The sequence below is a fragment of the Pseudozobellia sp. WGM2 genome (assembly GCF_017810075.1).
GTDB lineage: Bacteria > Bacteroidota > Bacteroidia > Flavobacteriales > Flavobacteriaceae > JADNYK01.
The window spans coordinates 592,925-617,359 of record NZ_JADNYK010000001.1; the positions used below are offsets into that span (position 1 = coordinate 592,925).

Here is a 24,435-nt window from a genome sequence, read left to right on the forward strand (position 1 = left end):
ATCAAGCAACTTTTTAGGAAAGCGTTAACGAGTTTTATTTTGCATTAGTAATAAAAGGTGCGAAATTAGATATGTAATTTCCTAAATCATTTACCATGTGTAAGACAAAATGTCAAATCATTCCTCCCCATATTCTAGAAGAGCTTGCAAAACGAGGAAATGTAAGTTGCAAGAAGACATTGAACGATACGGGTAGAATAGCGGAGCGCCGACAGACTGCATTAAATCATCTTTTGCTTAGAAACCCTATTCTAGGGGATGGCGACCGTTTCGTATATGATTGCGAGAACAAATATGAACAGCGGGTAACCCTTGTTCGTAAAGAAAATGGAGAAGTGACAGGCGATGTAACGGCCGATAAAGCCTATGACACATCTGGTTTTGTTCGTGACTACTTTAGAGAAACTTTCGGATTGAATTCTATAGATGATAATGGTCTGGATATCATTTCTAATATTCATTATGGCGAAAATTACAACAATGCCTTTTGGGACGGAGATGAAATGACGTATGGAGATGGAGATGGTAAAGAATTCACTGATTTTGCAAGTGCAATTGATGTTGTTGCGCACGAGTTGGCACACGGTGTTACCCAATTCTTGGCCAACCTAGAGTATCAGAGTCAATCAGGCGCTTTGAACGAGCATTTTTCCGATGTTTTTGGAACTGTTATAAAGCAGAAATACCTCAATCAAGACCTGTCAGAGGCAGATTGGTTGATTGGTGACTCTGTGGTAACCGATGAATTCCCCGGAGTCGCCATACGCTCTATGAAAGCCCCTGGTACCGCAAATGAGTTTGATACGCAACCCGACCATATGGACAATTATTACAATGGTACGGCCGATAACCAGGGTGTACACATCAATTCAGGCATTCCCAATAAGGCATTTTACCTAAGCTGTTTGGAGATTGGTATAGATGACTGTGCCCTGATATGGTTTGAAACCTTAAAATCTCTATGGAGAACTGCTAATTTCAATGATATGGTCGAGACTCTGGTGAGTGTTGCCCGAGATTTGGCAAGTGATTCAAGAATTTCAGATAGGGCAGTGGAAGCGGTTTCAAAAAGCTTTTCTGAAGTAGGGCTTGCTCCAATTGTCGTTTGAGATGCACTATAAAATTAAAATAACAGGAGGGTTCGTAGGTTTTGCGAGAACATATGAAGGCGAAACGGATATAAGCCTAACGCAATTGAAGGCGCTTCAGCGTATCTCGAAATCAAATTTGCGCGACAAGAAGGTTTTTAGGGATGGGCAGCAGTATAACCTTACGCTCACTGATAATGAACAAGTATATACGCTAGAATTTACGGAACAAGAGATACCACAAGACCTAATGAATTTAATCAGCAGTTTAAAAGGGGGTTAAACAGGGTCGGCAAACCTCTAGATTAATTCCTTATCTCTTTCGAAGCCACTCCATTCTCTAAATTTCCATAATCTTGAAAAATTCCGCAAGAGTATTCTTTTTTTACCAAAGATTTTACTTCTTGCTTTTTCTTTTTAGCCAAAACTTCGATTTGAGGTGATAAATAGCCCATAATCTTTTAAAATTTAATTGAATTACAATTTAACGACCACAATATCAAATTGTTGTTTTCTTTCGATGTACAGTCAGAATTTTGGAGTAAAATTATGCCGAGATTATATGATTTTATAACACTTTACGAAAATTTTGTGATTCAATATCATTTTCTTTATATGATGAAATGTCGAAACACCTAGTATTTACAGACCTTACAGCACTTTACAAGGTCACTAATTGCTTTTCCAGATAGTTCTGTATCATCATCCAGTTCATTTTTAAAACTAACGCAGCCGACGGTATATTGTCATCTTCAATAGCGGAGATGATGGCATCATGTTGGTCGTTTGAGTTATAATGAAAAGAATCATTGGCCATAAACGCTCGCTCATAGAAGAATACACGTGTTTTTAAATCTTTTAATATCTGTTGAAAAACGCTGTTATTGTAATTTTTGGTCAGTAATCTGTGAAACTCCATATAGGCGATTACCCGATTCAATGAAGTTTCGGCTTGAGCAATGTTATCTCTTTGTAATTTTAACTGCTCTACGGCTTTATTATCAAATTGTGACTCCTCCAAAGCCAAAACCTCTAAGTGAGCTACTAATTCATATAGATTTTTTGCCTCTTCAGGGCTCACTTTTGCGATTACAAAACCGCGATAGGGTATGGCTTTAACAATATGAGATTGTTGCAACTGCGTGAGTGCCTCACGAATCGGGGTTACGCTTACCCCAATGGTTCTTGAAACAGCTGCTAAGTTTATATTTTGACCGGGCTGTAAAGTTCCTTTTTGCATTTCTTTAAGTAAATACTCTCTTACCTTGTCCCTATAGTTTACCATATCTATATCATTTATCGTATACGATATGTAAACGTAAAGAAAACCAAAATTAGTATGCCATGTTAATCGGAAAGTAGATTTGTTGAAGATTCTTTGAGAAATTGTTGATAGATATTCTTATAAACAAGTATGTTTCTATCTGAATATTGAGCATTTCGTCCAATTTATATGGTTTCGAACACTAAACAAAGAAAGTGTCTCGTTCTAAGAGTATAAACCTAATATTTTGAATATGCGACACTTATTTATGAATACCAAAGGACTTCTTACTGCTTCTGCAGCAGCTCTGGTACTTTTTAGTTGTTCTGATGACGCCGAAGAAGCACTGGATTATGAAAATGAAAGCAAAGTTTCAAAAACCGAATTAAAAACAATTCTTGAGACTGACGATGTATCTAGTGCAGCCGATCTGTTGGTTACTAATCTATACAATTCAGGTAAAAGTGGTAAAACAGCAAAAACCGATGATGATTGTTATACAGCCACCTATTCTGATACTGGTTTCAACCTAGTCTTCGATAATTGTAAAATAGAAGAAGACGGGGCAATTTTAAATGGTGCCATGTCTATAGTTTATGGAGGTGATGAAGATGAATATGCTTTTAGTATTACCTATGATAATTTAATGGTAGGTGAGTTTGCCATCGATGGAACAAGAAGCTTTATCGTTCATGGCAATGATGAAAGCCAATCCGTTAGTTGGACGGTAGAAAGTGATTTGGCCATAACTCTTGAAGATGGTTCAAAGGTAGATGAAGAAGGAACTAAAACTGTTGCTCTTGTTTTTAGTGAAGATTTCGAAGATGGGTCATTTACCGTAGATGGAGAATGGATATTGAAAGCCAACGGCAATACCTACATTGTAGATATAACCGATATATTAGAAGCTGAGTTCGGATGTGAGCATTTCGGAAAAGGTATGATGAATTTGAATAAAAACGGGCTCGAAGTCGATGTTGATTTCGGTGAAGGTGAATGTGATGCCGTAGCAACAGTAATCTATCCTGATGGAACCGAGGACGAAGTTTCTTTGAAGGATTGACCGTTAGTTTTCAATCTTAGAAAAACAGAAAGGGTCGAATGTGCATACATTCGACCCTTTTTTCTTTATCCTCTAGTAAGGTAAGCGTATTACAAAGTTTTTAGGTATTCGAGAAGTGCCAAACGTTCAGTATCCGTTAAGATATCTCCAAAGGTATGACCGCTGTTACTATAACCTTTTATCGTGGTGTCGTAAGTATTTTTATCTCTTTTGCTGGTTTCTACGGTATAGTTCCATCCTAAGTTTACATCATCGTAGTCGCTGCTATCATAGTTGCGACTCCAGTACGTACTTCTGTCTTCACTGTTCAGTACTTCAGCAATATTAGGTACAGAACCGTTATGAAAATAGGGTGCCGTGGCCCAAACACCATCCAATGGAGGGGCGATATACCCATCTTCTGCCAGAAATTCAAGCGGAACCGAATATGTACCGAACCATCCATTATTGAACCAATCCATAAAATAAGTATTGAGTTCCGACGGGCTCGTGTATCTTTTCGAAAGTTCAGCATCTGTACCGATGGTGTTGAGAGAGACCATTAAATTAGGGTAGCTTTCATCTTCACTATATGAACCATGACATTTTACGCAGTTCTCTTCAAAAATCGGTTTACCTTCGGCCGCTAGATCTGCATCAATGGCATAGGGGTAAGATGGCGCTTCTAGATTATAGATATATGCCAATAGATCAGGCATCTTTTCATCTACTTCCTCCGCTTTTTCAATTTCTGTCAAGGTTAAAAGTGAAGATCCAATGAATGATTTACAAAAATCTTTTCTGCCTAAACCATGATAGAACATGGCATTCTTTTTTTTCAACAACCACCAAGCGGGCACATCTGTGGGTATCACTTCATTATCAAGTTCAACAAAAGGTTCATCGGACCACTCTAAGGTATTCTTATCACGATGCGACACTAAAACCTGTGTTATTTTATCGGCAGGATTTGAACCCCGTGTTTCGGTAATCGTCTTTGGGCCAATTGCTGTTATGCCCTTTCTAAATTGATCATAAGCTTCCCACTCATCGCTATTCTGACCATAAATTGCCGAAATCGCCGAACTTACCACTTGAATATTATTGGCCCGATTTACGGTGAAATCCCCAGAATGATTGCCCAGTCCTACGATAAGTTCATCATTTAAAAAACCGGCGTGGCAAGACATGCAGTTGGGTGAAACAACCCGAACACCATTTGAAGCGGTAGCTACCGTATAATCGTATATTATTTTAGCATTATCACCTGACCTATTTAACAGGTTGCGGTCATCTTCTCCATTAGCAGCTATATAGGCCTCATATGGCACCCCGCTACTCATATATTCACCTGATATCAAATATTCGTATCCAACGGTTGCATCGCCTAGTCTTTGCGGTGAAGAGGGTATGGCATTAACTTCAATAATGGATTCTTCGGGTTCGGGTTCAGGTTGAGAATCTGGACTCGGTGTGGGAGACTCTGGTTCGGGATTCGGTGTCATGGGTACATCACCATCACTTGAACAAGAACTAATCATGCAAAATGTTAAAACGAACCAAAAAAATGTGTAGTGCTTAAGTTGCATGCTATTTTGAATATAAATGTTTTACTAAATTTTTTGGAGGATAATCACAAAAATCAAATTTACAAATTAATTGTTCGACCTTACAGAATAGGGGGTAGGAGCTGTATTTATTCGTTTATAGGTTTCATCTGCACCTCAAATCTTTCTTATCAACAGTTCATATTTTTGGATATTATAAAATTTCACCCTTAATTTAAACATTTGTTAAAGCCAATATGCAGAAAAAACACAATTTGTACCTTGCGTTCCGAACGCAGCGCTCCTTAAATGGGAGTGTTAACATTTAATCATAAACATATGGACTTACTACATAGAGCTGCTGATTTTGAAAATAGAAAGTGGTCAGGTATGACAACAAGTGATAGAATCAACGCATCTCGTGAAGCCAAAGAACTTATTCTTTCTATTAACGAAGTTTACAAAACTACCAAAGACGAAACTCTTATGGATGTTATGAAAAGACTTACCGTAATTAAAAAGAAAATTGAAAAGCGTCTAAACACCAAAATGTAGGTGTTTATTTTTAGTTGAAAACAATATCTTTTTCAGAGACACAAACAATTTCTCCCTTTATCAGGCACTTTCGTTCGTTTTAGCATCTCATCGCACAGCACGATGTTATGCCCAATATTTCTTTGCCTAAATTGTACAAAAGGATCAAATTATTTGCATACCTTATGGGCGTAAAGCAAAATTAAAGAATGGCAAGATCGCAACAGACTTACAACAAGACGGAAAAAGAAAAAAAACGTCTTAAAAAAAGAGAAGAAAAACAAAAGAAAAAAGAGGCTAGAAAGGCTGAATCTAAAGAAACTAGTGGAATTCCGTTTGCATACGTTGACCACAATGGCAACTTGGTGGATACTCCACCAGATCCATCTGAAAAAGTTAAAGTTGATGCCGAAAGTATTGTGTTGGGTATCCCCAAAAAGGAAGAGGGTGATGAAGAAGAATTCGACCCGGTACGAAAAGGTAAAGTATCCTATTTCGATTTTTCAAAAGGCTTCGGTTTTATAATCGATTCAGAAGATCAAGAGAAATATTTTGTTCACGTAAGTGGACTGATAGATGAAGTCGATATTGATGATAAAGTTTCTTTTGAACTTGAAAAAGGAATGAAAGGCATGAACGCTGTTCGTGTTAAAAAGATATAGAATTTACTTTTTCTGAATTACTTCCGGTAAATGGTCGAATTTCTCTATTTGACCCGGTAGTAATCCTTCTAGATTAACAGCACCTATTCGAATACGAATTAACCGCACAGTGGGATACCCCACTGCTGCGGTCATTTTTCGTACTTGTCTAAATTTGCCTTCCCTGAGGGTAATACTCACCCAAGAAGTCGGTCGATGAACTCCAATTCGTAGTTTAATGCTTGGTTTTGGCAGTTCTGGCGATGGTATCTTTTGAATTATGCAAGGTTTTGTCATGTATTTGTCTCCTCCAATACCGATAACAACTCCAGATTTTATTTTTTCTATTGCTTCATCGGAAATTAGGCCATCAACCTGGGCATAATACTCTTTTTCAATTCCAGATCGATTGATCGTATCACTCAATACGCCGTCGGTTGTCATTAATAATAATCCTTCTGACTTCTCATCCAAGCGTCCGATAGGCATAATGGCCTTTGGAAATTTAAATAGCTCGCTAAGAAATCTTTTTTTTCTGATTTGCTTAGGGTCATTGGAACTCAACTGGCTGAGCATTCCAAAAGGTTTGTAAAGTTTGTAGTGTATGTGGTCGGTCATACTATAACTATGCACTAGTGAAAATATTATACATCAAGTATCTCCTTGGCTCTGACACTTAGTCTATTGCTGGTTTCCTGAGTTAGATACTTTCTTTGGTCAATTTGTTGGGGTTGGTCTCTAGTGCAGAAGTAGCTGTGTATACTGCGTCTTATATTTGAGGTGCGATTTTCGGTTCCGCCATGCCATACATGTGAATTAAATATAAACACCGATCCGGCGGGGGCATTTATTAAAATCTCTTCAGGATGCGAAAGGTTAGGATCTTTCATGACCTCATCAGGTAATCTGTCTGACTTATGGGTGCCCGGTACAATTCGGGTGGCCCCATTATCCGTAGTAAAATCATCCAATAACCAAATCGAATTGCATACCTTGTAGTCATTGGCAACCACCGCATTTTTATAATCGACATGTAGTTTTTGTAAGCCTTTACCGGGCTTAGCGGCTCGATAGTTCAATGATGACAATTTATACGAATCACCAAGTACCGCAGATATACCCGCTAAAACCCTTGGATGTGTATAGAATTGGTCGAAAATTGATCCTTTGTTCACCAAATCGGCTAAACGGTCGGCACCTTCTTCTTTCGGATGGCGAATGTATTTCGATTCGGCCAATTCAGAACCCGCATTTTCACCTTCAGCCTCCAGAAGTTTTTTTAGTTTTTCATTGATAGCAGATACCTCTGCCCCAGTTAGTAACTGTCCGAGATTAAGATATCCATTTACTTCTAAGAATTCCTTTTCTGAATTAGATAACATGTCCAATTGGGTTTGGTTCATTATTTATCCTAAATATATAAATGATTTAATTTATAGGGTACTATGAATATAATTAATAAAAATCTGTAGGTAGTCCAGTCAATAATTAGTTTTTCTGCATCAGAAGTACGTATTCAATCTCAATACTTTTGTACAAAACATAAAATACATAAGATGGAAAAGATATTAATAGCCGGTGCACACGGTACAACAGGTCAGAAAGTCGTTGATTTAGTAAATGAATCTCAATATTTCATTCCTGTCGCAATGGTAAGAAATGAAAATCAGGTCGAGCGTTTTAAGAGTAAAGGTATTGAAACGGTATTGGCCGATCTAGAAGAAAATCTTGATCATGCGGTACAAAATATAGACAAGGTTGTTTTTGCCGCAGGCTCAGGGGGTAAGAATGTGGTTGCAGTCGACCAAGAAGGTGCAAAGAGATTGATTGACGCTTCGAAAAAAGCCGACATTAAAAAATTTGTAATGCTCAGTTCATTAGGTGCGGAAAACCCTGAGGAGTCGAATCAGCTTCAAGACTATTTAAAAGCAAAACACAACGCTGATGAATATCTTAAGGAGTCAGGGTTGGCCTATGCCATTGTAAGACCGGGCACGCTTAATAATGAGTCGGGCAATGGTAAAATAGAACTGGCCCAAAGTCTTGATAAGAGAGGAGAAATACCTAGAAGTGACGTCGCACAAACGTTGGTAAGAGCTTTGCATGACGATACCGCAATTGACTCAACTTTTGAAATTATTTCAGGAGAAATATTAATCGGTGAGGCTTTAGAGCAGGCATAATTTGGATTTTTTGCGGGTTTCCATTTGAAAAGCCAGCAGATTAATTTTTAGTATCTTTTACTAATGAAGCACAGGAGTCAGCAATATTTAGTTCATGGCATAGCACTATTTTTAATTGTGCTATGCTCTAACTGTGGCTCTTCTTTAAAATCAGCCGCTAAAAGCAATTCTATTAGTGGTGTTGATAGTTTAATAGATGCTAAAAATTTCATTTTTAATGCAGACAAGGCATTACCGATGATGACTAGTAGCATGCAAAGCGTCGTGAATTCAAATCTTTTTCCGCCTGGTACGTCAGGAAGCCAAATTAATATTTCAGGCAATGGAAGCTTTTTAAAGGTCACGAAAGATAGTGTCTCTGCAGACCTTCCTTATTTTGGCGAACGACAAATAGGTGGTGGATACAATAATGAGGACTCTGGAATTAAATTCAAAGGAATTGCCGACAGTTGGGAAGAAACTAAAGATTCCAAGAGGGGTAGATATGAATTTAACTTTAAAATCAGGAATAAGATTGAAAGTTTTCAGGTCTATATCTCAGTTTTTAAAAGTGGTTCAGCTTCTGTTCAAGTAACGAGCTCTCAAAGATTTCCAATCAGGTATGGTGGTATAATAAAACCGCTTCCCGCAGAATAACCATCTCTTTACATATCGATTTACAAAAAAGCTAAAATCAGTTTTGATTGCGGTCTTTAAAGGTATGTACCTTACTTAACTTCACAAGGCACTGACAATTTTATCATAATAATTATAAAAGTAAAAAAATGAAAGTACAACATATATTAAAACCTTATACCCTAGGTAATATTGAATTGCCGAATCGCGTAATCATGGCACCTATGACGCGAAGTCGCGCAGATAACGAGCAAAATGCACCAACTGAAGAATTGCATGTACCATATTACACGCAACGGGCCACTGCTGGGCTTATAATTAGCGAAGGAACGCAGGTGTCGAAAAGAGCTGTCGGTTATATAAACACCCCTGGCATCCATTCTCAACCACAAGTAGATGGCTGGAAGAAAGTTACACAATCGGTTCACGAAGCGGGAGGAAGAATATTTGCACAATTATGGCATGTGGGGAGAATTTCCCATCCAGATTTTCATAACGGTGAATTGCCGTGGGCGCCTTCTGCATTAAACCCCGAAACTGATGTCTTCACACCTGAAGGCAGTAAAAAAACCGTTACTCCGAAAGCAATGACATTGGAAGATATTGAAACTACAAAGAACGAGTTTGTGCAAGCCGCCAAAAATGCAATAGCTGCCGGTTTCGATGGTATTGAAATACATTCGTCGAACGGATATCTATTTCATCAGTTCTTCAATGGTACAAGTAATATTAGAGAAGATCAATATGGTGGAAGCATTGAAAATAGAACTCGATTTTTCTTCGAGGTACTAGACGCCATCAAAGAGGTGTTACCACAAAATCAAATTGGTGCACGTTTCAATCCTTCACTCCATAATATTTTCGGAATGACCATGGATGAAGAAACCATACCAACATTTGACTACATAATTGAAAAATTGGATAAGGAATATGATTTGGCATACATCCATCTGTCCGAACCCTTCAATGATGTTTCAGATATCGAATTTGCAGAGCAGCATATTGCCAAACGCTACCGACCAAAATATAGCGGAACCTTAATGATCAATAGCGGATTTGACCAAGAAAAGGCAAATCAAGTTTTGGAAGAAGGTAATGCCGATTTAGTGGCTTTTGCAAAACTTTTTATCTCCAATCCTGATTTAGTAGGTCGTTTTAAGGAAGGTGTTGAAACCTCCGATTGGGATGAAAGCACATTTTATACCCCAGGAAAGGAAGGCTACCTTGACTATGAGGCAAAAACAAGAGAACTGATCCCCAACCAATAAGCCAGGAATATAATTTTAATCTAAAAAAATTTGAATTGAATATGGAAACTTTAGTAAACGGATTTTCTACAATAAACCCGGCGACGGGCGAGGAAATCAAGGAATATGAATATATGACTACCGATGAAGCTATCGGTGCAGTTGAAAAGTGTCACAAAGCATTTAAAGAATGGCGCTTAAAATCGCTTGATGAGCGTGCGAAGGTGATTAAAGCGATCGGTGAAGAACTGAAAAAAAACAAAGAAAAGTTCGTTAGCCTTATGACCCAAGAAATGGGTAAAGTATTGAAACAAAGCGGACAGGAAATAGACCTTTGCAGTGCTATTTGCGATTATACCGCTACTCAGGGCATCAAAGAACTACAAGATGAAGAAAGAGAATTGCCGAACGGGGGCAAGGGCCTAATTACCTATTCTCCAATAGGTATCGTATACGGTATTCAGCCCTGGAATTTTCCGGCATATCAAGCCGTTCGTTATTCCATTGCCAATTTAATGGCAGGTAACGGGGTTCTTTTAAAGCATTCAAGTGGTGTAACCGGATCAGCGCTTTTATTAAAAGAAATATATGAGGCAGCAGGGTTACCCAAAGATTTGTTTACCGTGCTATTAATCGAGCATGAGCAGTCAGACAAAATAATTGAACACGAATTGGTTCGGGGCGTAACACTTACAGGAAGCCCAGATGCAGGGAAAATTATTGCTGAAAAAGCTGGTGCAGAGCTTAAAAAGACGGTGCTAGAGTTGGGTAGTAACGATGCCTATCTGGTATTTGATGATGCCGATATAGAATTGGCGGCCAAAACCAGTGTACAAGGCCGAATCTATAATAATGGTGAGACCTGTGTTGCTGCAAAGCGTTTTGTAGTAGCTGATAAGGTTTACGATGAATTTCGCGATGCTTTTGTAAAGGCGATGAAAGAGGTAAAACTTGGTGACCCTACAATTGAAGACTCTGACTTAGGACCTATGGCTCGAGAAGATTTGCGTGAGACCTTACATGAACAGGTACAACAAAGTGTTCACAAAGGTGCCAATGTATTGCTAGGTGGCAAAATGCCCGAGGGTAAAGGGTTCTATTATCCCGCAACTATTTTAGAGAACCTTGAACCTGGTCAGCCGGCTTATGATGATGAGCTATTCGGCCCTGTGGCTTCTCTAATTCGGGCAAAAGATAACAAAGATGCCCTTAGAATTGCCAACGATAGTCGCTTTGGGCTAGGTGGAGGAATTTTTTCCAAGGATGAGGAGAAAGCTTTCGATTTGGCAAAGAAGTATTTTGATACGGGAATGGTATTTATCAATTCTTTCGGACTGGCCCAGCCTAATATGCCATTTGGCGGAGTAAAAAATTCAGGATATGGCCGTGAACACGGTGGCTTTGGAATACGGGAATTTGTAAACGTAAAGTCTATCATGAAAGTAAATATGTAAGTACTGATATTTAATATTAAATGAAAGAGGTCAAAAGGGATTTTCGAAATGAACTTTTGACCTTTCTCTTTACCATATTGTCTTATACGTGAAATGCTATTGGAAAAATGCATTTCCATTAGTATTTTCAAACAATTTTAAAATTAAGGAAATGAAAATTACACATTACGGGCAGAATACATTGTCCATAGAGATAGGAAGCTTTAATATTTTAATCGACCCGTTTATTACCCAAAATGAGCTTTCAAAAGACAAGGTCGATATCATGCAACTCAAAGCGGATTATATATTTCTAACCCACGCTCATTTTGACCATACCTTAGATGCAGAGGCTATTGCAAAGAACACGGGTGCTACCATCGTAAGTAATTTTGAGATTTACAACCATTATGCTGAAAAAGGTCTGGAAGCTATGCCAATGAATCATGGCGGAGTACGAGATTTCGAGTTTGGCAGGGTCAAATATGTAAATGCGATACATACGAGCAGTTTTCCCGATGGTAGTTATGGCGGAAATCCCGGTGGTTTTGTTATAACCGCCGAAGAGAAAAGCATCTATATATCTGGTGATACCGCCCTGACTATGGATATGAAATTGATTCCCATGCAAACCAAAATTGATTTGGCCATTTTGCCTGTTGGAGATGTTGTAACCATGGGGGTAGACGATGCTATTATTGCGAGTGATTTTGTCGAATGCAATCGTGTTTTAGGCGTTCATTACGATGCTTTGCCCTTCACCAAAATTGACCATGAAGAAGCTAAGGCAAAATTTAATAAAGCCGGAAAAGAACTTATTCTTTTAGATGTGGGCCATTCAATAAACGTTTAACCAAACTATTATATACTAAAAGAGCCTGAAACAACTGTTTCAGGCTCTTTTATACTTACTCAATGAGATACTAGTTTAAAGAAGCTAAAAGTTTTTCAGCGACCAATTCTGATGAAGCAGGGTTTTGGCCCGTAATCAGATTACCATCTTTAATAGCATAGGGAGCCCAATCTGCAGCTTTGGAGTATGTACCTCCGTTTTCTTTCAGCATATCTTCTACCAAGAAGGGCACTACGTCTGTAAGTTGCACTGCATCTTCTTCAGTATTGGTGAAGCCCGTAACTTTCTTACCGCTTACCAAAGGTGTACCATCTTGCTTTTTGACCTTTTTTAAGGCAGCAGGTGCATGACAAACAAAAGCAATCGGTTTTTCTTGTTTATTGAAGGCCTCTATCAACTCTATAGAAACAGAATCATTGGCCAAATCCCATAATGGGCCGTGACCACCAGGATAGAACACCGCATCGTAATCATCAGAATTGATATCGGCCAATTTTTGTGTATTGGCAATCAATTCTTGGGCAACGCTGTCCGTATTAAATCGCTCGGTATCTTCCGTGCTGGCATCAGGTGAATCACTGCTTGGATCAATGGGTGCCGCACCCCCCTTAGGGGTAGCAATCGTAATTTTCGCTCCTTTATCCAATAAGGTATAATACGGATTGGCAAATTCTTCTACCCAAAATCCGGTTTTCTTGCCCGTTTCTCCGAGTTTATCGTGTGATGTTAAAACAAATAATATTTTCATAATTCCAATTTTTAAAAATTAAGATAGTATATCGGTTCTTAAGCCTTAACTATCATCTTACCTTTATTTTTTCCGTTCATTAAATCTAAGAAGGCTTGTGGAGTGTTTTCAAAACCTTCGACGATTGTTTCTTTGTATTTTAATTTTCCATCTTGAAGCCAAGAAGCCAATTGATTTATAGCTTCCGGAAATTTTTCTGCATAGTTCGAAACTATAAACCCTTGCATCAAGGCACTGTTCTTTACCAAAAATGGTTGCACGGCAAGACCCTTTGGTGTTTCCGTTTTATTATAAACAGAGATAGCTCCACAGATAATAATGCGTGCAAATCTATTGATACTGTACAATACCGCATCAGAAATGGGTCCTCCTACATTATCAAAGTAAATATCGACTCCATTAGGCGCTGCTTCTTCAATGGCAGCTTTCATGTCTTCAGTGGTTTTATAATTAATGGCATGATCAAATCCGAATTCAGAGGTAAGCATCTCCGTTTTCTCATCGCTACCGGCAATACCGATAACATTGAGGCCCAATATTTTACCGATTTGACCAACTACACTTCCTACCGCTCCGGCAGCACCTGATACGACCAAAGTTTCCCCTTTTTTAGGCTTTCCGATTTCATGTAGGCCCAAGAAAGCAGTTAGGCCCGTCATACCTACAATACCCAAGTATGCACTTAAGGGTGCTTTATCTTCAGAAACTTTTTGAAGGCCCTCTCCGTTATTCACCTGTTGCGACTTCCATTCCAATAAACCCGAAACAAACTCACCTTCTTCAAAATTGTCGTTTTTGGAAACCAAAACTTTGGCCACAACTCCAGAGCTAAGAGGTTGACCAACTTCATAGGGCGCCACGTAAGATTTAGCCGCACTCATTCTACCGCGTATATAAGGGTCTACTGAAACATATTTGGTTTCAAGTAACAACTCACCCTCAGAAGGGGCAGGTGTATCTGTTTCTTTTTCAAACTCGAAATTGTCTAATGTAGGTTCACCTACAGGTCTCTTTTTTAATAAAATTGTCTCAATCATAATTTCAATTTTTAATCTACAACCGAAAATAACTTTTCGGTACTTTTTTTACTATAAGCTGACCGTGCAACAGTCAAATCTTTATCTCTTTAGCCTATTTGTCTTGGTAGCATTTCTATAGTTTAATTTATTCAGTAACTATTTGTTATATTATTGATTATAATTTTCAGTTGTACTTATACTTTAATACTGTTCCAGGCCGATTTATAGGCCTCCTGTATGTGATTTTCAGTAAGCTGGAATACGCCCCTGTTCTGCATCAACATTAAAAATGAGAGAGGATTGATGGTATAGGCATATAAAATGTAATTCGAGAATTTTTTAATGACTCCCTCTTTCTTGCCACGTTCCCAAAGTTCCAGTAGGGGCTGCAAATGTTTTATGCCTTCATTTCTGCTCGGCTCATCTATCATAGGAGTGTTGTCACATTGTGCCAAGAACATGGCTTCCTCACGTTCTTTTAATTTGAAATCGGCAATGCGTTTCCAAATAAGTTCAAAACCATCTTTTACAGACATATCATCGGTATAAGTTTTGAACGCATAATCTGTAAATGATGATTTGACTTCTAGATAAACTTTGTTGACTAAATCTTGCTTGTTTTCAAAGTAGAGGTAGATAGTTGCCGGTGATACATTGGCCATTTTCGCTATTTTCGACATTGGTGCTGCGTGAAAACCATTGTTGTTTACAAGCTCGATGGTTGCGCCAACCAGGGCATTACGTTTATCGATACTTTTCTGAAGTTTTGCCATATCTCTTATTGTGGATACAAAGATATAATAAAAAAGAATGAACATTCATTTTTTAACAAAGGTTTAGATTTTCTATGGGGATAGGGGGGCATTTGATAGTACATTAAGCATAGTATAAGCCCACAATATCTGCTTTGTGGGCTTATAAACAATGCTATGATTAATTAAGCGTCTTTTAAAGAAGCCAGTTCGTCAAGCTCTTTTTCATTGAAGATTCTCGACTTGATTATAAATCGAATACCTAGAGGTATTTCTAAAGAAAAACTAGCACCTCTGCCTTCCACAATATCAACCTGAAGTTGAGTATGCTTCCAATAGGTAAATTGATCTTTAGACATATAAAAATTACATTCTTCTATACTGCCTAATTTCACATCACTTTCGTTCAGCATGAGTTCCCCGTCGGGATAGCACATTGGTGCAGAACCATCACAACAACCGCCGCTTTGATAAAAAATCAGGGGGCCATGTTGCTTTTTTAAGCCCTTGATTACCTCTCGAGCTTTATCGGTTACAAGTATACGCGCTACCATAAATTAAAAGAAACCTAAGGCATTCTTGTCATGGGAAATCAACATGTTCTTATTTTGCCTGTAATGGTCGAGCATCATTTTATGGTTTTCCCTTCCAATGCCCGATTTTTTATAGCCCCCGAACGGTGCATGTGCCGGATAAAGGTGGTAGCAATTTACCCAAACACGCCCTGCTTCGACGGCTCTAGAGATTTGATATGCTTGATGCGTATCACGTGTCCATACCCCGGCTCCAAGTCCGTAAAGAGTATCGTTGGCAATGGCAATAGCTTCCTCTTCATCTTTAAAAGTTGTCACGCAAGCCACGGGTCCGAAGATTTCTTCTTGAAATACCCGCATTTTATTATTTCCTTTAAGTAACGTAGGCTGAACATAGTAACCACCTTCAAGCCCTTCGTTATAAGCGGCATCACCACCCGTTAAAACTTCGCAGCCTTCATCTTTACCTATAGCGATATAGTTCAATATTTTTTCATATTGGTCATTGGAAGCTTGGGCTCCCATCATTGTAGCAGGGTCTAATGGATGTCCCATCTTTATGGCTTTAACCCGTTCTATTACCCTCTCGATAAATTCATCATAAATACTCTCTTGAATCAAGATGCGCGAAGGGCAAGTGCATACCTCGCCTTGATTTAAAGCGAACATCGCCGCGCCCTCAAGACATTTATCAAAAAATGCATCGTCAGCGTTCATGATACTTTCGAAGAATATGTTCGGACTTTTACCTCCCAATTCCAAAGTTACAGGTATTACGTTCTTAGAGGCATATTGCATTATTAATTGCCCCGTAGTGGTTTCACCCGTAAAAGCCACTTTATTTATTCTAGAGCTCGATGCCAAGGGTTTCCCGGCTTCAACACCAAAACCATTAATCACATTAAGAACACCTTCAGGTAGAATGCCGTCAATAAGTTCCATTAATATCATTATGCCTACCGGTGTCTGTTCCGCAGGTTTTAATACCACACAATTTCCAGCAGCTAGGGCAGGAGCTATTTTCCAAGTAGCCATTAACAAAGGAAAATTCCAAGGAATTATCTGGCCTACAACACCAAGAGGTTCTTTAATATTCATAGATATGGTGGTGGAATCCAGTTCACTTACAGAACCTTCTTCAGCTCTTATAACACCGGCAAAATATCTAAAATGGTCAACTGCCAAAGGTAGGTCGGCGGCCAGGGTTTCCCTTAGTGCCTTGCCATTGTCCCAAGTTTCTGCGCGAGCTAGGGTTTCAAGATTTTTTTCAATAACATCTGCAATCTTTAATAGCATATTGCTACGTTCTGTGGCAGAGCTATTGTTCCATGAGGGAGCGGCTTTCCAAGCAGCATCAATGGCCAAGTTAACATCTTCATCAGTCGATCGAGCTACTTTTGTAAAGCTGTTTCCGTCAACGGGAGATATATTCTCAAAGTATTGGCCCTTTATCGGGGCCACCCATTTGCCGCCGATATAATTATCATACTTGTTTTTGAAACTAGGCATGACCAGTTCTTGTTTTTCTGTGGTACTTACATCACTCATTATATTTGAAATTTAATCGTTGAACAATAACTTTTTATTGAACAGCAATGTACAGGAATCAATCAGTGACTTTTAGTACAATTCTATCAATCAAGTGAACCATTCTATTAAATATTGCTATATTCTCAAAAATTTAAGTTAAAACAAGTGTTGTCTTAAATTTTGTCGTTAGTTTGAAGAGATATTATAATATTCCATTTATGTATTTACCTGATTCCTTTTACAGTTCCCGTAAGCTGGTCAACATCGTCGAAAATCAAACCACCTACGAACTTCAAGACTCTGCCATGCACATATTTGAAACCCATGCACAGGCAAAATGGGTACAGTTGCAGTTTCGGTTACCAGTATTGGCGAGCATGCTTCAAGGGAAAAAGGTAATGCATCTAAACAATCAAAAATCATTTGATTTTCTACCTGGGGAGTCCTTGATATTACCCAGCAATGAGCTTATGTCAATTGATTTTCCCGATTCGAGCAAAAACACTCCAACACGTTGTCTGGCCCTTGAGATAGGTGAAGAACGAATCGAACGGGTGGTGCAATTAATGAATGAGATTATGGGCAAAGTAGAGGGAGACGAGTGGAGTCTTATGGACTATAATTTTCATTTTACCAACGATGCCGGTCTTTATAAAATTATACAAAGAATTGTATACCTCTACACAGAAAATCATCCTTCAAAAGACCTGTTTGTCTCAAATATGTTACAAGAATTGATTATACGTATTTTACAGGCCAATAGTAAAAAAATGTATGTAGAAAACACTCAAGAAATTTCTGGAAACAACCGTTTTGCCTATATAATTGAGTACATAAGGCAGAATTTGGCTCGTTCTTTAACCGTAAAAGAACTCAGTGAAAAGGCGTATATGAGTGAAAGCAATTTTTACAGGGTCTTCAAGCAAGAGTTAGGTCAATCGCCTATAGATTTTATAAATGAAGAGCGTATTGCGCTGGCAACGAAACTTTTAGAAAATAAAGAATACAACCTTACCGATGTGTTTCTTTCTTGCGGGTTTAAAAATCGTTCTTACTTCAATAGAATGTTCAAACGCCTTACAGGCACCAGCCCTGGTAGATACCAAAAGCATTTTATGCAACCGTTGGCCAAACCATTAAACCCCTCATTAAATTCTTAAAAAAAGCGGAGAATGCTTACGTAGGTCATAAAACTGTAGCATAAAACATCCATAAAGTATCGGTAATCGTACTTACCACGAAGACTAAACCAATTATTTATTTTTTGCCGGATGACTCATTTTAAAAAACGGCTAGTCATTTTTGTTTCCTTAGGTTTTTTGTGGCAATCTTATGGTCAGGAAAAACTACAGTATAATGGCCCGCTCACGGTTGGTGATTATACAGGACAAGGAACATTTGACTACGTTATCAACCTAAAAGACACTGTCTATGACGGTGCCTTTCAATTACAGAATTCTAACCTTGGCAACTTACTTAGCACCGAGGACACTTCTTTTCTTTTAGATGGAAACTTCAAAAATGGCATGCCAAACGGCAATTGGCATTTTCAGTTCGGAGAATTTCAATCAGAGAGTGAAAGCAAGCTGGTAGGCTACGAATATCGCGTGCTCATCAGTGGTAGACAAGAAGATGCCAAGGGTGAACTCATTAATGGTAAGCCTAATGGAAAGTGGGTTTATACTATAGATCAGATAAAATCATCTGAAGTTGAAAAAAACCTGTTCAAGAGCACTATTAATTTTGAAAGGGGCATACCACAGCAGAATTTTCAAATTGAAAACGACAGTACCGTTCTAGTTGGGCGTTTTTTACGTAATGGATTAGCTCATGATGAATGGTCATCATACAAGTCGGAAGATATTGAGAATACTGAAAACTGGATTTTTGAAGACGGGTTTTTAAAGACAATCAGTTTAAGGCAAAATGATGTAACCATTAAAATACCGGTCTTCAACAAGAAGCTGGGTAGTAGCAGAACTGTAAATCTCAATCAGGGATATTTAGAATTAATTAAAGCAACAGTTGGTGAAAAGGCCAGCGGTTTAGAAAATGGAGTGTCCGAATTGTTAAACCAAAACTTTAAGTATTATCAGAAAATTAATAATATACTTAAACAGTTAGGTCCCTCAAACTTTAGTCCTGAAATTAAGGTTAAAGTGCCACATTATCCACTTGATTCAACTCAGATTTCTGAGGTGAACGAAATAGTGGAAGATTATTTATTGGCAAAGGCAATTAGTGATACTCTTTTAAATAATAGTCATTTAAACATTGTCAAACGCTCTGACAAAGACGCTCAGTTCAAGTTTCAGGTTGTCAATAGAATTACAAAAGATTTCCTAAAACCGCTGGAGACTTTTTCCATTTACAAGAACGAAGAAATTTTAGAATATTTTGAGCTTACTTCTTTGGTTAAAAGGTTATGGCCAAACGGAAAGCCGAACAAAACTATCGAAGTAGTTGTAGATAGTAACCAAACGACGCAATCATTTGTATTTGACAAAGCCGATACTTTTTCATTCGAGGGTTTCGATACGAAGACATTGTTAGCACTGGCCAACTATGCAAAACTTAGCTTGAAAGATATCAAAGAATCATTGTCGGATCGCTTGACGAATGAGGCCCGATTACAGGCCCTGAATGGGTTAGAGAAAGACCTTATTGCCGAGAACGATTCTTTGGTGGCAAAAGTTGACTCGATATTACCGAAACTCTCTACAAAATATAATGCGCCATTAAAAAGGATAAAATCTCTAGCGGATAATTCTTTAAGTGAATATGCATCGCTTAAGAATCCGGAAGAAAAATTGGCTTTTGGTAATGTTTTGAAAAAATGCTTGGTCGATTTACATCAGCTAACCGACCTTCTTGGACACCTTCCTGAAAAATCTACTGAAATAAAGGCGCTATATCAAGATTCAGTATGGAATCCGTTTATGGCCACCGTTATGGAAGAAGATGTAAAAAAGCGGATAACCACGGCGTATTCTGAAATACTTATACCGTATTTTTTGAAATCTGCGAATGAGGTTAGCTGTGAGAAAGCCAAAAAAATAGCTGAACAAATAGAACATACCAATAAACGAATGGTAGAGTTGCGAGAAGTTGACACTAAAAAATTAGAAAGAAAATTACGTCGTGAAAAAAATGCAGAAGAAGTGATAAAACTGCTACATGAGCAATCAACCGCCAAAGAAAGTAAGCATGAGAAATAGAACAGGCGATTTTATTTGGCTCGTACTTTCGGTGTTGGTTATCTCTAACTATGTTACGGCCCAAGAAGGAGAAAAAATAGAGTTACCACCTTACTCGAAATATAAAGACCCGACTACCAAGGTATGGGTCAATACATATGGTAAAATTCGAGTTGGAAAGCGATTTTTTTGGGATGCACAGACCCACTTTCGTTTTCAGGAAACCGAAGAGACCCCATTTGTTGGGCAAATAGCCCAAATATACAATAGGCATGCCTTAGGCTATATTTACTCTAAAAAGGTCAATTTTAGTTTGGGTGGGGTCGTTCGTATTAACTTTAACACAGACGAAGATTCTATTGATAGAAATGTTGTGCCCGAATGGCGTATTTGGCACCAGTACCAATTTGCCATGCCCCTGTATAGTGCTATGATCTATCATCGCATACGAATAGAGCACCGTTGGACCCAAGGTTTTGCAGAAAACAGTGATTATATTTTTAGAAATCGTTGGCGTTATATGTTCAGGGCCAAAATACCGTTGAACGACCATAAACTTAAGCCGAAGACCTTATATGTTTCTCCTGAAGCAGAATTGATCATGCAGAGTGGTAAAGCTGTGGTCGCTAGCCCTATGGAAGACCTAAGGCTTACCACTACTTTGGGGTATATTTTAACACCAAGATTAACGGTTGCCGGAGGCCTTATGTATTCTCAAGGTCAAGATTTGGTGAACGGGGGCAATTACAAACAATCTTGGACCATGAGATTTCACATGTATTATTCGCCAGATTTCAGAAGGGTGAAAAACAAGTTGCCAGAAATCCATTTTGACGATTGATTCGTATGTAAGAACGTAAAACCCAGACTACCATGAAATTTAAAAAATCTGTACTCTTTTTGGTCTTAGCGCTTACCACCATTGGTGCCCTGTTTTTTGGCATTAAGGTAAATAACTTACAAAATCAACTTCAAGAAGTAGAGATCGAACAAGGCCAAATCGAAGAAAAGCTTAATGATTATGAGCAGTTGTCGCGTATAGACTCTATGCTGCTCGAAGGTAATTACGATACCGCAATTCAATCTTATAATGCTACTTCGCTTAAGGTAAAAGAAGAAAATAAAATGGGCATACCTTTACGTATCGCCCTGGCCGAAAAGTTATCGCAAGCGTATAACTCGCCACGAGTTAAAGAAGATACGATTAAAACCAAAATAGATAGCACATTGCAGCCATTGGCCGCTACTGCCGAGCAAGTACGAAAATTTGATTCGCTAAATTTTTCTTTGGAGAAAACCAAAGTACAGTTGGCACGTTTAAAAAAGCAATTACAGCAAAAATCTTTCGGCGAATACCTAAAGTTCAAAAGCAAGAAAGGAAATTTCATGCATTATGTGGGCCAAGTTAAAAACGGTAAAGCTAACGGATATGGAATTGCAGTTTTAGATAGCGGCAGTCGTTACGAAGGGCAATGGAGAGAAAACCAACGTGAAGGTGAAGGAACGTTTTATTGGCCTGATGGAGAATACTACGTTGGCACTTATGCCAGCGATAAACGAAGTGGTTTCGGAACGTATTATTGGCCAAATGGAGAAAAATATGCCGGACAATGGAAAGAGGACAAACGCTCTGGGACCGGTAAATTTTTTGACTCCCAAGGAGATTTAGTTGCTGGGGGCGAATGGAACGATGATAAGCTTGTCGAAATCAACGACAAATAGTCTGTTCTAGGTTAAACTCAAGGTATTTGATGACTGGTAGTATGTTTTCTATTAACTGTTAACCTTTCATTCGCTAGAAAAGCTTTCATGCCCAACTTTCTAATATTTTATAGCCAATAGGCTTAAAAGAACCTCCATTACTGTCTTTGGCCGAGCAGGCTGTTAGGCCTACGATCAAATCTGTCAGTGCCTTAAATACTATGGTATCGTTCGCTTTGCTCTTTGGCGGAAGTACTGCTATTTTTCCCTCTGCGTCAACTTGCACGTTCATGAAAATATTAAAAGCCCCAGGAATTTGGTCTCTCTCGATACCAAACGTTTTTAAGTTATTGTTCAAGTTATCTAAGCAACTATGTGTGGTTTCATGAGAATCGTACATAATTTCAAAGGTTTCTTTGCTGCATGGTGCCAATAGCATATCATGAGAACTCACATCATCATGTACGATATACATTAACTTATTGCTTCTGTTACTCCAAAGGTGATTACCTGTGGTCAGATTAATCGTCTCCTCAAAATCCAAAGTCTTTCCAGAAGATAATTTTTCCCCGATGTCATTTTGAGAAAACAAAACCATATCGGAAACCTGCATTCCTTTAAGATCTTCTACCAACAGGTATTGGTTTTTTTGGAGCGTGAACGCCGCTCCGGATCTTGGTTGAATTATATTCATTATTATACTTTATGAAATGGACATTTCCAATTCTCATTATTTCTTTTACCCGAATATTGCAAGGCTTCACTAGCGGTTCCAAAATCTCTCAGTACGGGGTTAATACTGCCATTTCTCTCTTTATCCCGCTCCCGAATTGTATCTCTAACATTGCCATATAATTCATGTTCTCTAAGTTGTTCGAATTGCCAATGTAAATTGAACGCTATCATAGGGTAGGGGCTTTTTCTAGCATTTCTTGAGCTTTCCGGATGCATGCCCACAATATAAAACGCTTTACCCTTGATGCTAAAACTAAAATTTTCATCATTACTATCGCTAGAAACGCTTTTGTCCCACGGCATATCATCTTGAATATGCAAATTCTGTAAAAGAACCCAAAGAGCATCTTCAAATTCTTGTTCCGATTTAAAAGTATCTTTCGGAAAGACCGCTAGATAACTTTGGTAGCGATTGTTATCAAAATTATACTCAGATAAGTAATGCTCAATATTTTTTAGTAGAAGTGAGGCGGTATGGTTTTTCTGCATTGCACCGTAGCTATCGAAAACGATGCGCTCTTGTTTAAAAAGTGACTGTGCCATGACGCACGGGTGGTCATCGGTAATTAGAAAGTTTTCTATTTTCTCTTTAACTGATGTTTTCGTAATATCAATCGAAGCATCAGATGTATCCACTTTAATCTTCATAGCCTTTAAATTCAAATTAGCTTTAAATTATTTGACATTTAAAAGCAAAGCTAAATTTCGAAACAAGCAATGAAGTATGCAAAAGCGATAATTATTATCCCTCAAAAACAATGAACGGTATTAAAATTGAATGAGCTCAATTAGATAGCTTTTGAGTGCATAGCTGCGTTATCAATTACGCTGTACAGGCATTTCGGGTAAGCATCATATACTCCCCTTTATTTTTAAAATCTCTAATAGACATACCCACATAACGTTTAAAAGTTTTTGACAGGTGGCTAACATCGGTAAACCCTAATTCATCAGCGATTTCAGTAAGGGTATGGTCACTATTCAACAGTCTGATTTCTACCTGTTTCAATTTGGCTTTGATAATATATTCTCTCAGAGATTGTTGTACCTGTTTTTTGAAAAACTCACTCACATAGGTGGGCGACATCATAAAAACACCGGCAAGGTTTTCTATTTTAAGCTTTTCCGAGTTATCGAGATGTTCATTAATATAATTCAGCATAGGTGTTATACGTTGATCACCAGTTTTGTTGGGTATTCCGAAATAACTACTCTTCTTAATGTTTCGCATCAATAATTCTAGAATACTCGTCATAAGACTGCTAATCAGGTTTACGGACTCAGAACCATAATTGTGCGATTCATTTAAAATCATATCAACAAGATTGCCGATAAACTGGCGATCCATCTCACTTCTTATAATATCGCCAGGTAGCTGATTGTAATTCGATAAGATGTATGAAGCCTCTTTAAACCATTCATTACGGTCTATTGACGTTCGGCCAATGTTTTTGAAGAACGAATCGGCGAATTTTAAAAAAATAAATGTTGTAGGGGCTTCTACGGTAAATGAGTGACACTTTAAAGGAGGCAATAAGAATATATCACCTTTGTTATAATCATATTCATTGTAATTAATACATTGTGAACCACTACCAGCTTTGATAAGCACAAGCTCAAAAAAGTTGTTTTTTTGAGGGCGCTGTTTCCAATCACTTAAAGTTAATTCTTGTATTTCAAAAGGTTTATAAGCTTCTAAAACTTCCATATTTATCGTATTACGGTGTGAAACTATAGTATTTACTTCAATATTCCACAAGAAGAATCAAATAA

General features: G+C 38.2%; 27 protein-coding genes. 14 read left to right on the forward strand and 13 right to left on the reverse strand.

All coding sequences use genetic code 11. The features are described 5' to 3' along the window. Nucleotides 1–95: 95 nt before the first annotated feature. Nucleotides 96–1,109 carry a M4 family metallopeptidase gene (locus tag IV512_RS02620; protein ID WP_100868632.1) on the forward strand — a complete coding sequence of 338 codons (1,014 nt, stop codon included), beginning with the start codon at nt 96–98 and terminating at the stop codon, nt 1,107–1,109. Between the two features lies 1 nt (nt 1,110). Continuing rightward, nucleotides 1,111–1,371 carry a protealysin inhibitor emfourin gene (locus IV512_RS02625; RefSeq protein WP_209400327.1) on the forward strand — a complete coding sequence of 87 codons (261 nt, stop codon included), beginning with the start codon at nt 1,111–1,113 and terminating at the stop codon, nt 1,369–1,371. Nucleotides 1,372–1,393: 22 nt separating this feature from the next. On the opposite strand, the gene IV512_RS02630 is transcribed toward IV512_RS02625, so the two are convergent. Continuing rightward, a complete protein-coding gene (locus IV512_RS02630) occupies nt 1,394–1,543 on the reverse strand; it encodes a hypothetical protein (RefSeq protein ID WP_209400329.1) in 150 nt (49 codons plus the stop codon). A gap of 206 nt (nt 1,544–1,749) precedes the next feature. Continuing rightward, the gene (locus IV512_RS02635) at nt 1,750–2,373 is read right to left on the reverse strand and encodes a GntR family transcriptional regulator (RefSeq protein ID WP_100868630.1); all 624 of its coding nucleotides are present in this window, start codon (nt 2,371–2,373) and stop codon (nt 1,750–1,752) included. 232 nt (nt 2,374–2,605) lie between these two features. Between IV512_RS02635 and IV512_RS02640 the strand changes: the two genes are divergently transcribed. Further along, the gene (locus tag IV512_RS02640) at nt 2,606–3,415 is read left to right on the forward strand and encodes a hypothetical protein (RefSeq protein ID WP_209400331.1); all 810 of its coding nucleotides are present in this window, start codon (nt 2,606–2,608) and stop codon (nt 3,413–3,415) included. A gap of 89 nt (nt 3,416–3,504) precedes the next feature. Here IV512_RS02640 and IV512_RS02645 read toward each other — a convergent pair whose 3' ends face one another. After that, entirely contained in the window at nt 3,505–4,935 is a 1,431-nt protein-coding gene (locus IV512_RS02645; RefSeq protein WP_209400333.1) for a c-type cytochrome, read from the reverse strand. Nucleotides 4,936–5,280: 345 nt separating this feature from the next. Between IV512_RS02645 and IV512_RS02650 the strand changes: the two genes are divergently transcribed. Together IV512_RS02650 and IV512_RS02655 are read left to right on the forward strand one after the other, a co-directional pair. After that, the gene (locus IV512_RS02650) at nt 5,281–5,496 is read left to right on the forward strand and encodes a hypothetical protein (protein WP_100868627.1); all 216 of its coding nucleotides are present in this window, start codon (nt 5,281–5,283) and stop codon (nt 5,494–5,496) included. 188 nt (nt 5,497–5,684) lie between these two features. Continuing rightward, nucleotides 5,685–6,137 (forward strand): cold-shock protein, encoded by a 453-nt coding sequence (locus IV512_RS02655; protein ID WP_209400335.1) that lies wholly within the window; start codon nt 5,685–5,687, stop codon nt 6,135–6,137. Between the two features lie 3 nt (nt 6,138–6,140). On the opposite strand, the gene IV512_RS02660 is transcribed toward IV512_RS02655, so the two are convergent. Both IV512_RS02660 and IV512_RS02665 read right to left on the reverse strand, forming a co-directional pair. Further along, a complete protein-coding gene (locus IV512_RS02660) occupies nt 6,141–6,734 on the reverse strand; it encodes a pseudouridine synthase (RefSeq protein WP_209400337.1) in 594 nt (197 codons plus the stop codon). A gap of 26 nt (nt 6,735–6,760) precedes the next feature. Further along, the gene (locus tag IV512_RS02665; RefSeq protein ID WP_209400339.1) at nt 6,761–7,498 is read right to left on the reverse strand and encodes a phytanoyl-CoA dioxygenase family protein; all 738 of its coding nucleotides are present in this window, start codon (nt 7,496–7,498) and stop codon (nt 6,761–6,763) included. Between the two features lie 174 nt (nt 7,499–7,672). On the opposite strand from IV512_RS02665, the gene IV512_RS02670 reads away from it, so the two are divergent. The 5 genes from IV512_RS02670 to IV512_RS02690 all read left to right on the forward strand — a co-directional run bounded on the left by IV512_RS02670 (nt 7,673) and on the right by IV512_RS02690 (nt 12,447). Beyond that, a complete protein-coding gene (locus IV512_RS02670) occupies nt 7,673–8,299 on the forward strand; it encodes an SDR family oxidoreductase (RefSeq protein ID WP_209400342.1) in 627 nt (208 codons plus the stop codon). Nucleotides 8,300–8,362: 63 nt separating this feature from the next. Next, the gene (locus IV512_RS02675) at nt 8,363–8,935 is read left to right on the forward strand and encodes a DUF4251 domain-containing protein (RefSeq protein ID WP_209400344.1); all 573 of its coding nucleotides are present in this window, start codon (nt 8,363–8,365) and stop codon (nt 8,933–8,935) included. Between the two features lie 128 nt (nt 8,936–9,063). Beyond that, a complete protein-coding gene (locus tag IV512_RS02680) occupies nt 9,064–10,182 on the forward strand; it encodes an alkene reductase (protein ID WP_209400346.1) in 1,119 nt (372 codons plus the stop codon). A gap of 41 nt (nt 10,183–10,223) precedes the next feature. Beyond that, nucleotides 10,224–11,615, forward strand: a complete 1,392-nt coding sequence (locus IV512_RS02685; protein WP_209400348.1) for an NAD-dependent succinate-semialdehyde dehydrogenase — start codon at nt 10,224–10,226, stop codon at nt 11,613–11,615. A gap of 151 nt (nt 11,616–11,766) precedes the next feature. Continuing rightward, nucleotides 11,767–12,447, forward strand: a complete 681-nt coding sequence (locus IV512_RS02690) for a metal-dependent hydrolase (RefSeq protein WP_209400350.1) — start codon at nt 11,767–11,769, stop codon at nt 12,445–12,447. A gap of 70 nt (nt 12,448–12,517) precedes the next feature. Here the strand turns inward: IV512_RS02690 and IV512_RS02695 are convergent, their stop codons facing one another. The 5 genes from IV512_RS02695 to IV512_RS02715 form a co-directional block, all read right to left on the reverse strand. Next, nucleotides 12,518–13,195 carry a type 1 glutamine amidotransferase domain-containing protein gene (locus tag IV512_RS02695; protein WP_209400352.1) on the reverse strand — a complete coding sequence of 226 codons (678 nt, stop codon included), beginning with the start codon at nt 13,193–13,195 and terminating at the stop codon, nt 12,518–12,520. A 38-nt stretch (nt 13,196–13,233) separates the two neighbouring features. Continuing rightward, entirely contained in the window at nt 13,234–14,232 is a 999-nt protein-coding gene (locus IV512_RS02700; RefSeq protein ID WP_209400354.1) for an NADP-dependent oxidoreductase, read from the reverse strand. A 176-nt stretch (nt 14,233–14,408) separates the two neighbouring features. After that, complete coding sequence (locus tag IV512_RS02705) at nt 14,409–14,987, reverse strand: TetR/AcrR family transcriptional regulator (protein ID WP_209400356.1); 579 nt, start codon at nt 14,985–14,987, stop codon at nt 14,409–14,411. A gap of 164 nt (nt 14,988–15,151) precedes the next feature. Beyond that, nucleotides 15,152–15,520: a DUF779 domain-containing protein gene (locus IV512_RS02710; protein ID WP_209400358.1), complete on the reverse strand. Its 369-nt coding sequence runs from the start codon at nt 15,518–15,520 to the stop codon at nt 15,152–15,154. 3 nt (nt 15,521–15,523) lie between these two features. After that, nucleotides 15,524–17,047, reverse strand: coding sequence for an aldehyde dehydrogenase family protein (locus IV512_RS02715; RefSeq protein WP_209400360.1), 1,524 nt, complete (start codon nt 17,045–17,047; stop codon nt 15,524–15,526). A 200-nt stretch (nt 17,048–17,247) separates the two neighbouring features. Between IV512_RS02715 and IV512_RS02720 the strand changes: the two genes are divergently transcribed. The 4 genes from IV512_RS02720 to IV512_RS02735 all read left to right on the forward strand — a co-directional run bounded on the left by IV512_RS02720 (nt 17,248) and on the right by IV512_RS02735 (nt 21,948). After that, nucleotides 17,248–18,189, forward strand: coding sequence for an AraC family transcriptional regulator (locus IV512_RS02720; protein WP_209400362.1), 942 nt, complete (start codon nt 17,248–17,250; stop codon nt 18,187–18,189). A gap of 111 nt (nt 18,190–18,300) precedes the next feature. Continuing rightward, nucleotides 18,301–20,247, forward strand: a complete 1,947-nt coding sequence (locus IV512_RS02725) for a hypothetical protein (protein WP_209400364.1) — start codon at nt 18,301–18,303, stop codon at nt 20,245–20,247. Next, nucleotides 20,237–21,067, forward strand: a complete 831-nt coding sequence (locus IV512_RS02730) for a DUF2490 domain-containing protein (protein ID WP_209400366.1) — start codon at nt 20,237–20,239, stop codon at nt 21,065–21,067. Before IV512_RS02725 ends, IV512_RS02730 begins: the two co-directional genes overlap by 11 nt. 32 nt (nt 21,068–21,099) lie before the next feature. Continuing rightward, complete coding sequence (locus IV512_RS02735) at nt 21,100–21,948, forward strand: hypothetical protein (RefSeq protein WP_209400368.1); 849 nt, start codon at nt 21,100–21,102, stop codon at nt 21,946–21,948. Between the two features lie 85 nt (nt 21,949–22,033). On the opposite strand, the gene IV512_RS02740 is transcribed toward IV512_RS02735, so the two are convergent. From IV512_RS02740 to IV512_RS02750, 3 genes are all read right to left on the reverse strand, one after another. Then, a complete protein-coding gene (locus IV512_RS02740; protein ID WP_209400370.1) occupies nt 22,034–22,621 on the reverse strand; it encodes a DUF1989 domain-containing protein in 588 nt (195 codons plus the stop codon). 2 nt (nt 22,622–22,623) lie between these two features. Further along, nucleotides 22,624–23,310 (reverse strand): guanitoxin biosynthesis heme-dependent pre-guanitoxin N-hydroxylase GntA, encoded by a 687-nt coding sequence (gene gntA, locus IV512_RS02745; protein ID WP_209400373.1) that lies wholly within the window; start codon nt 23,308–23,310, stop codon nt 22,624–22,626. A 175-nt stretch (nt 23,311–23,485) separates the two neighbouring features. Next, nucleotides 23,486–24,370: an AraC family transcriptional regulator gene (locus tag IV512_RS02750; protein WP_209400375.1), complete on the reverse strand. Its 885-nt coding sequence runs from the start codon at nt 24,368–24,370 to the stop codon at nt 23,486–23,488. Nucleotides 24,371–24,435: the final 65 nt, after the last annotated feature.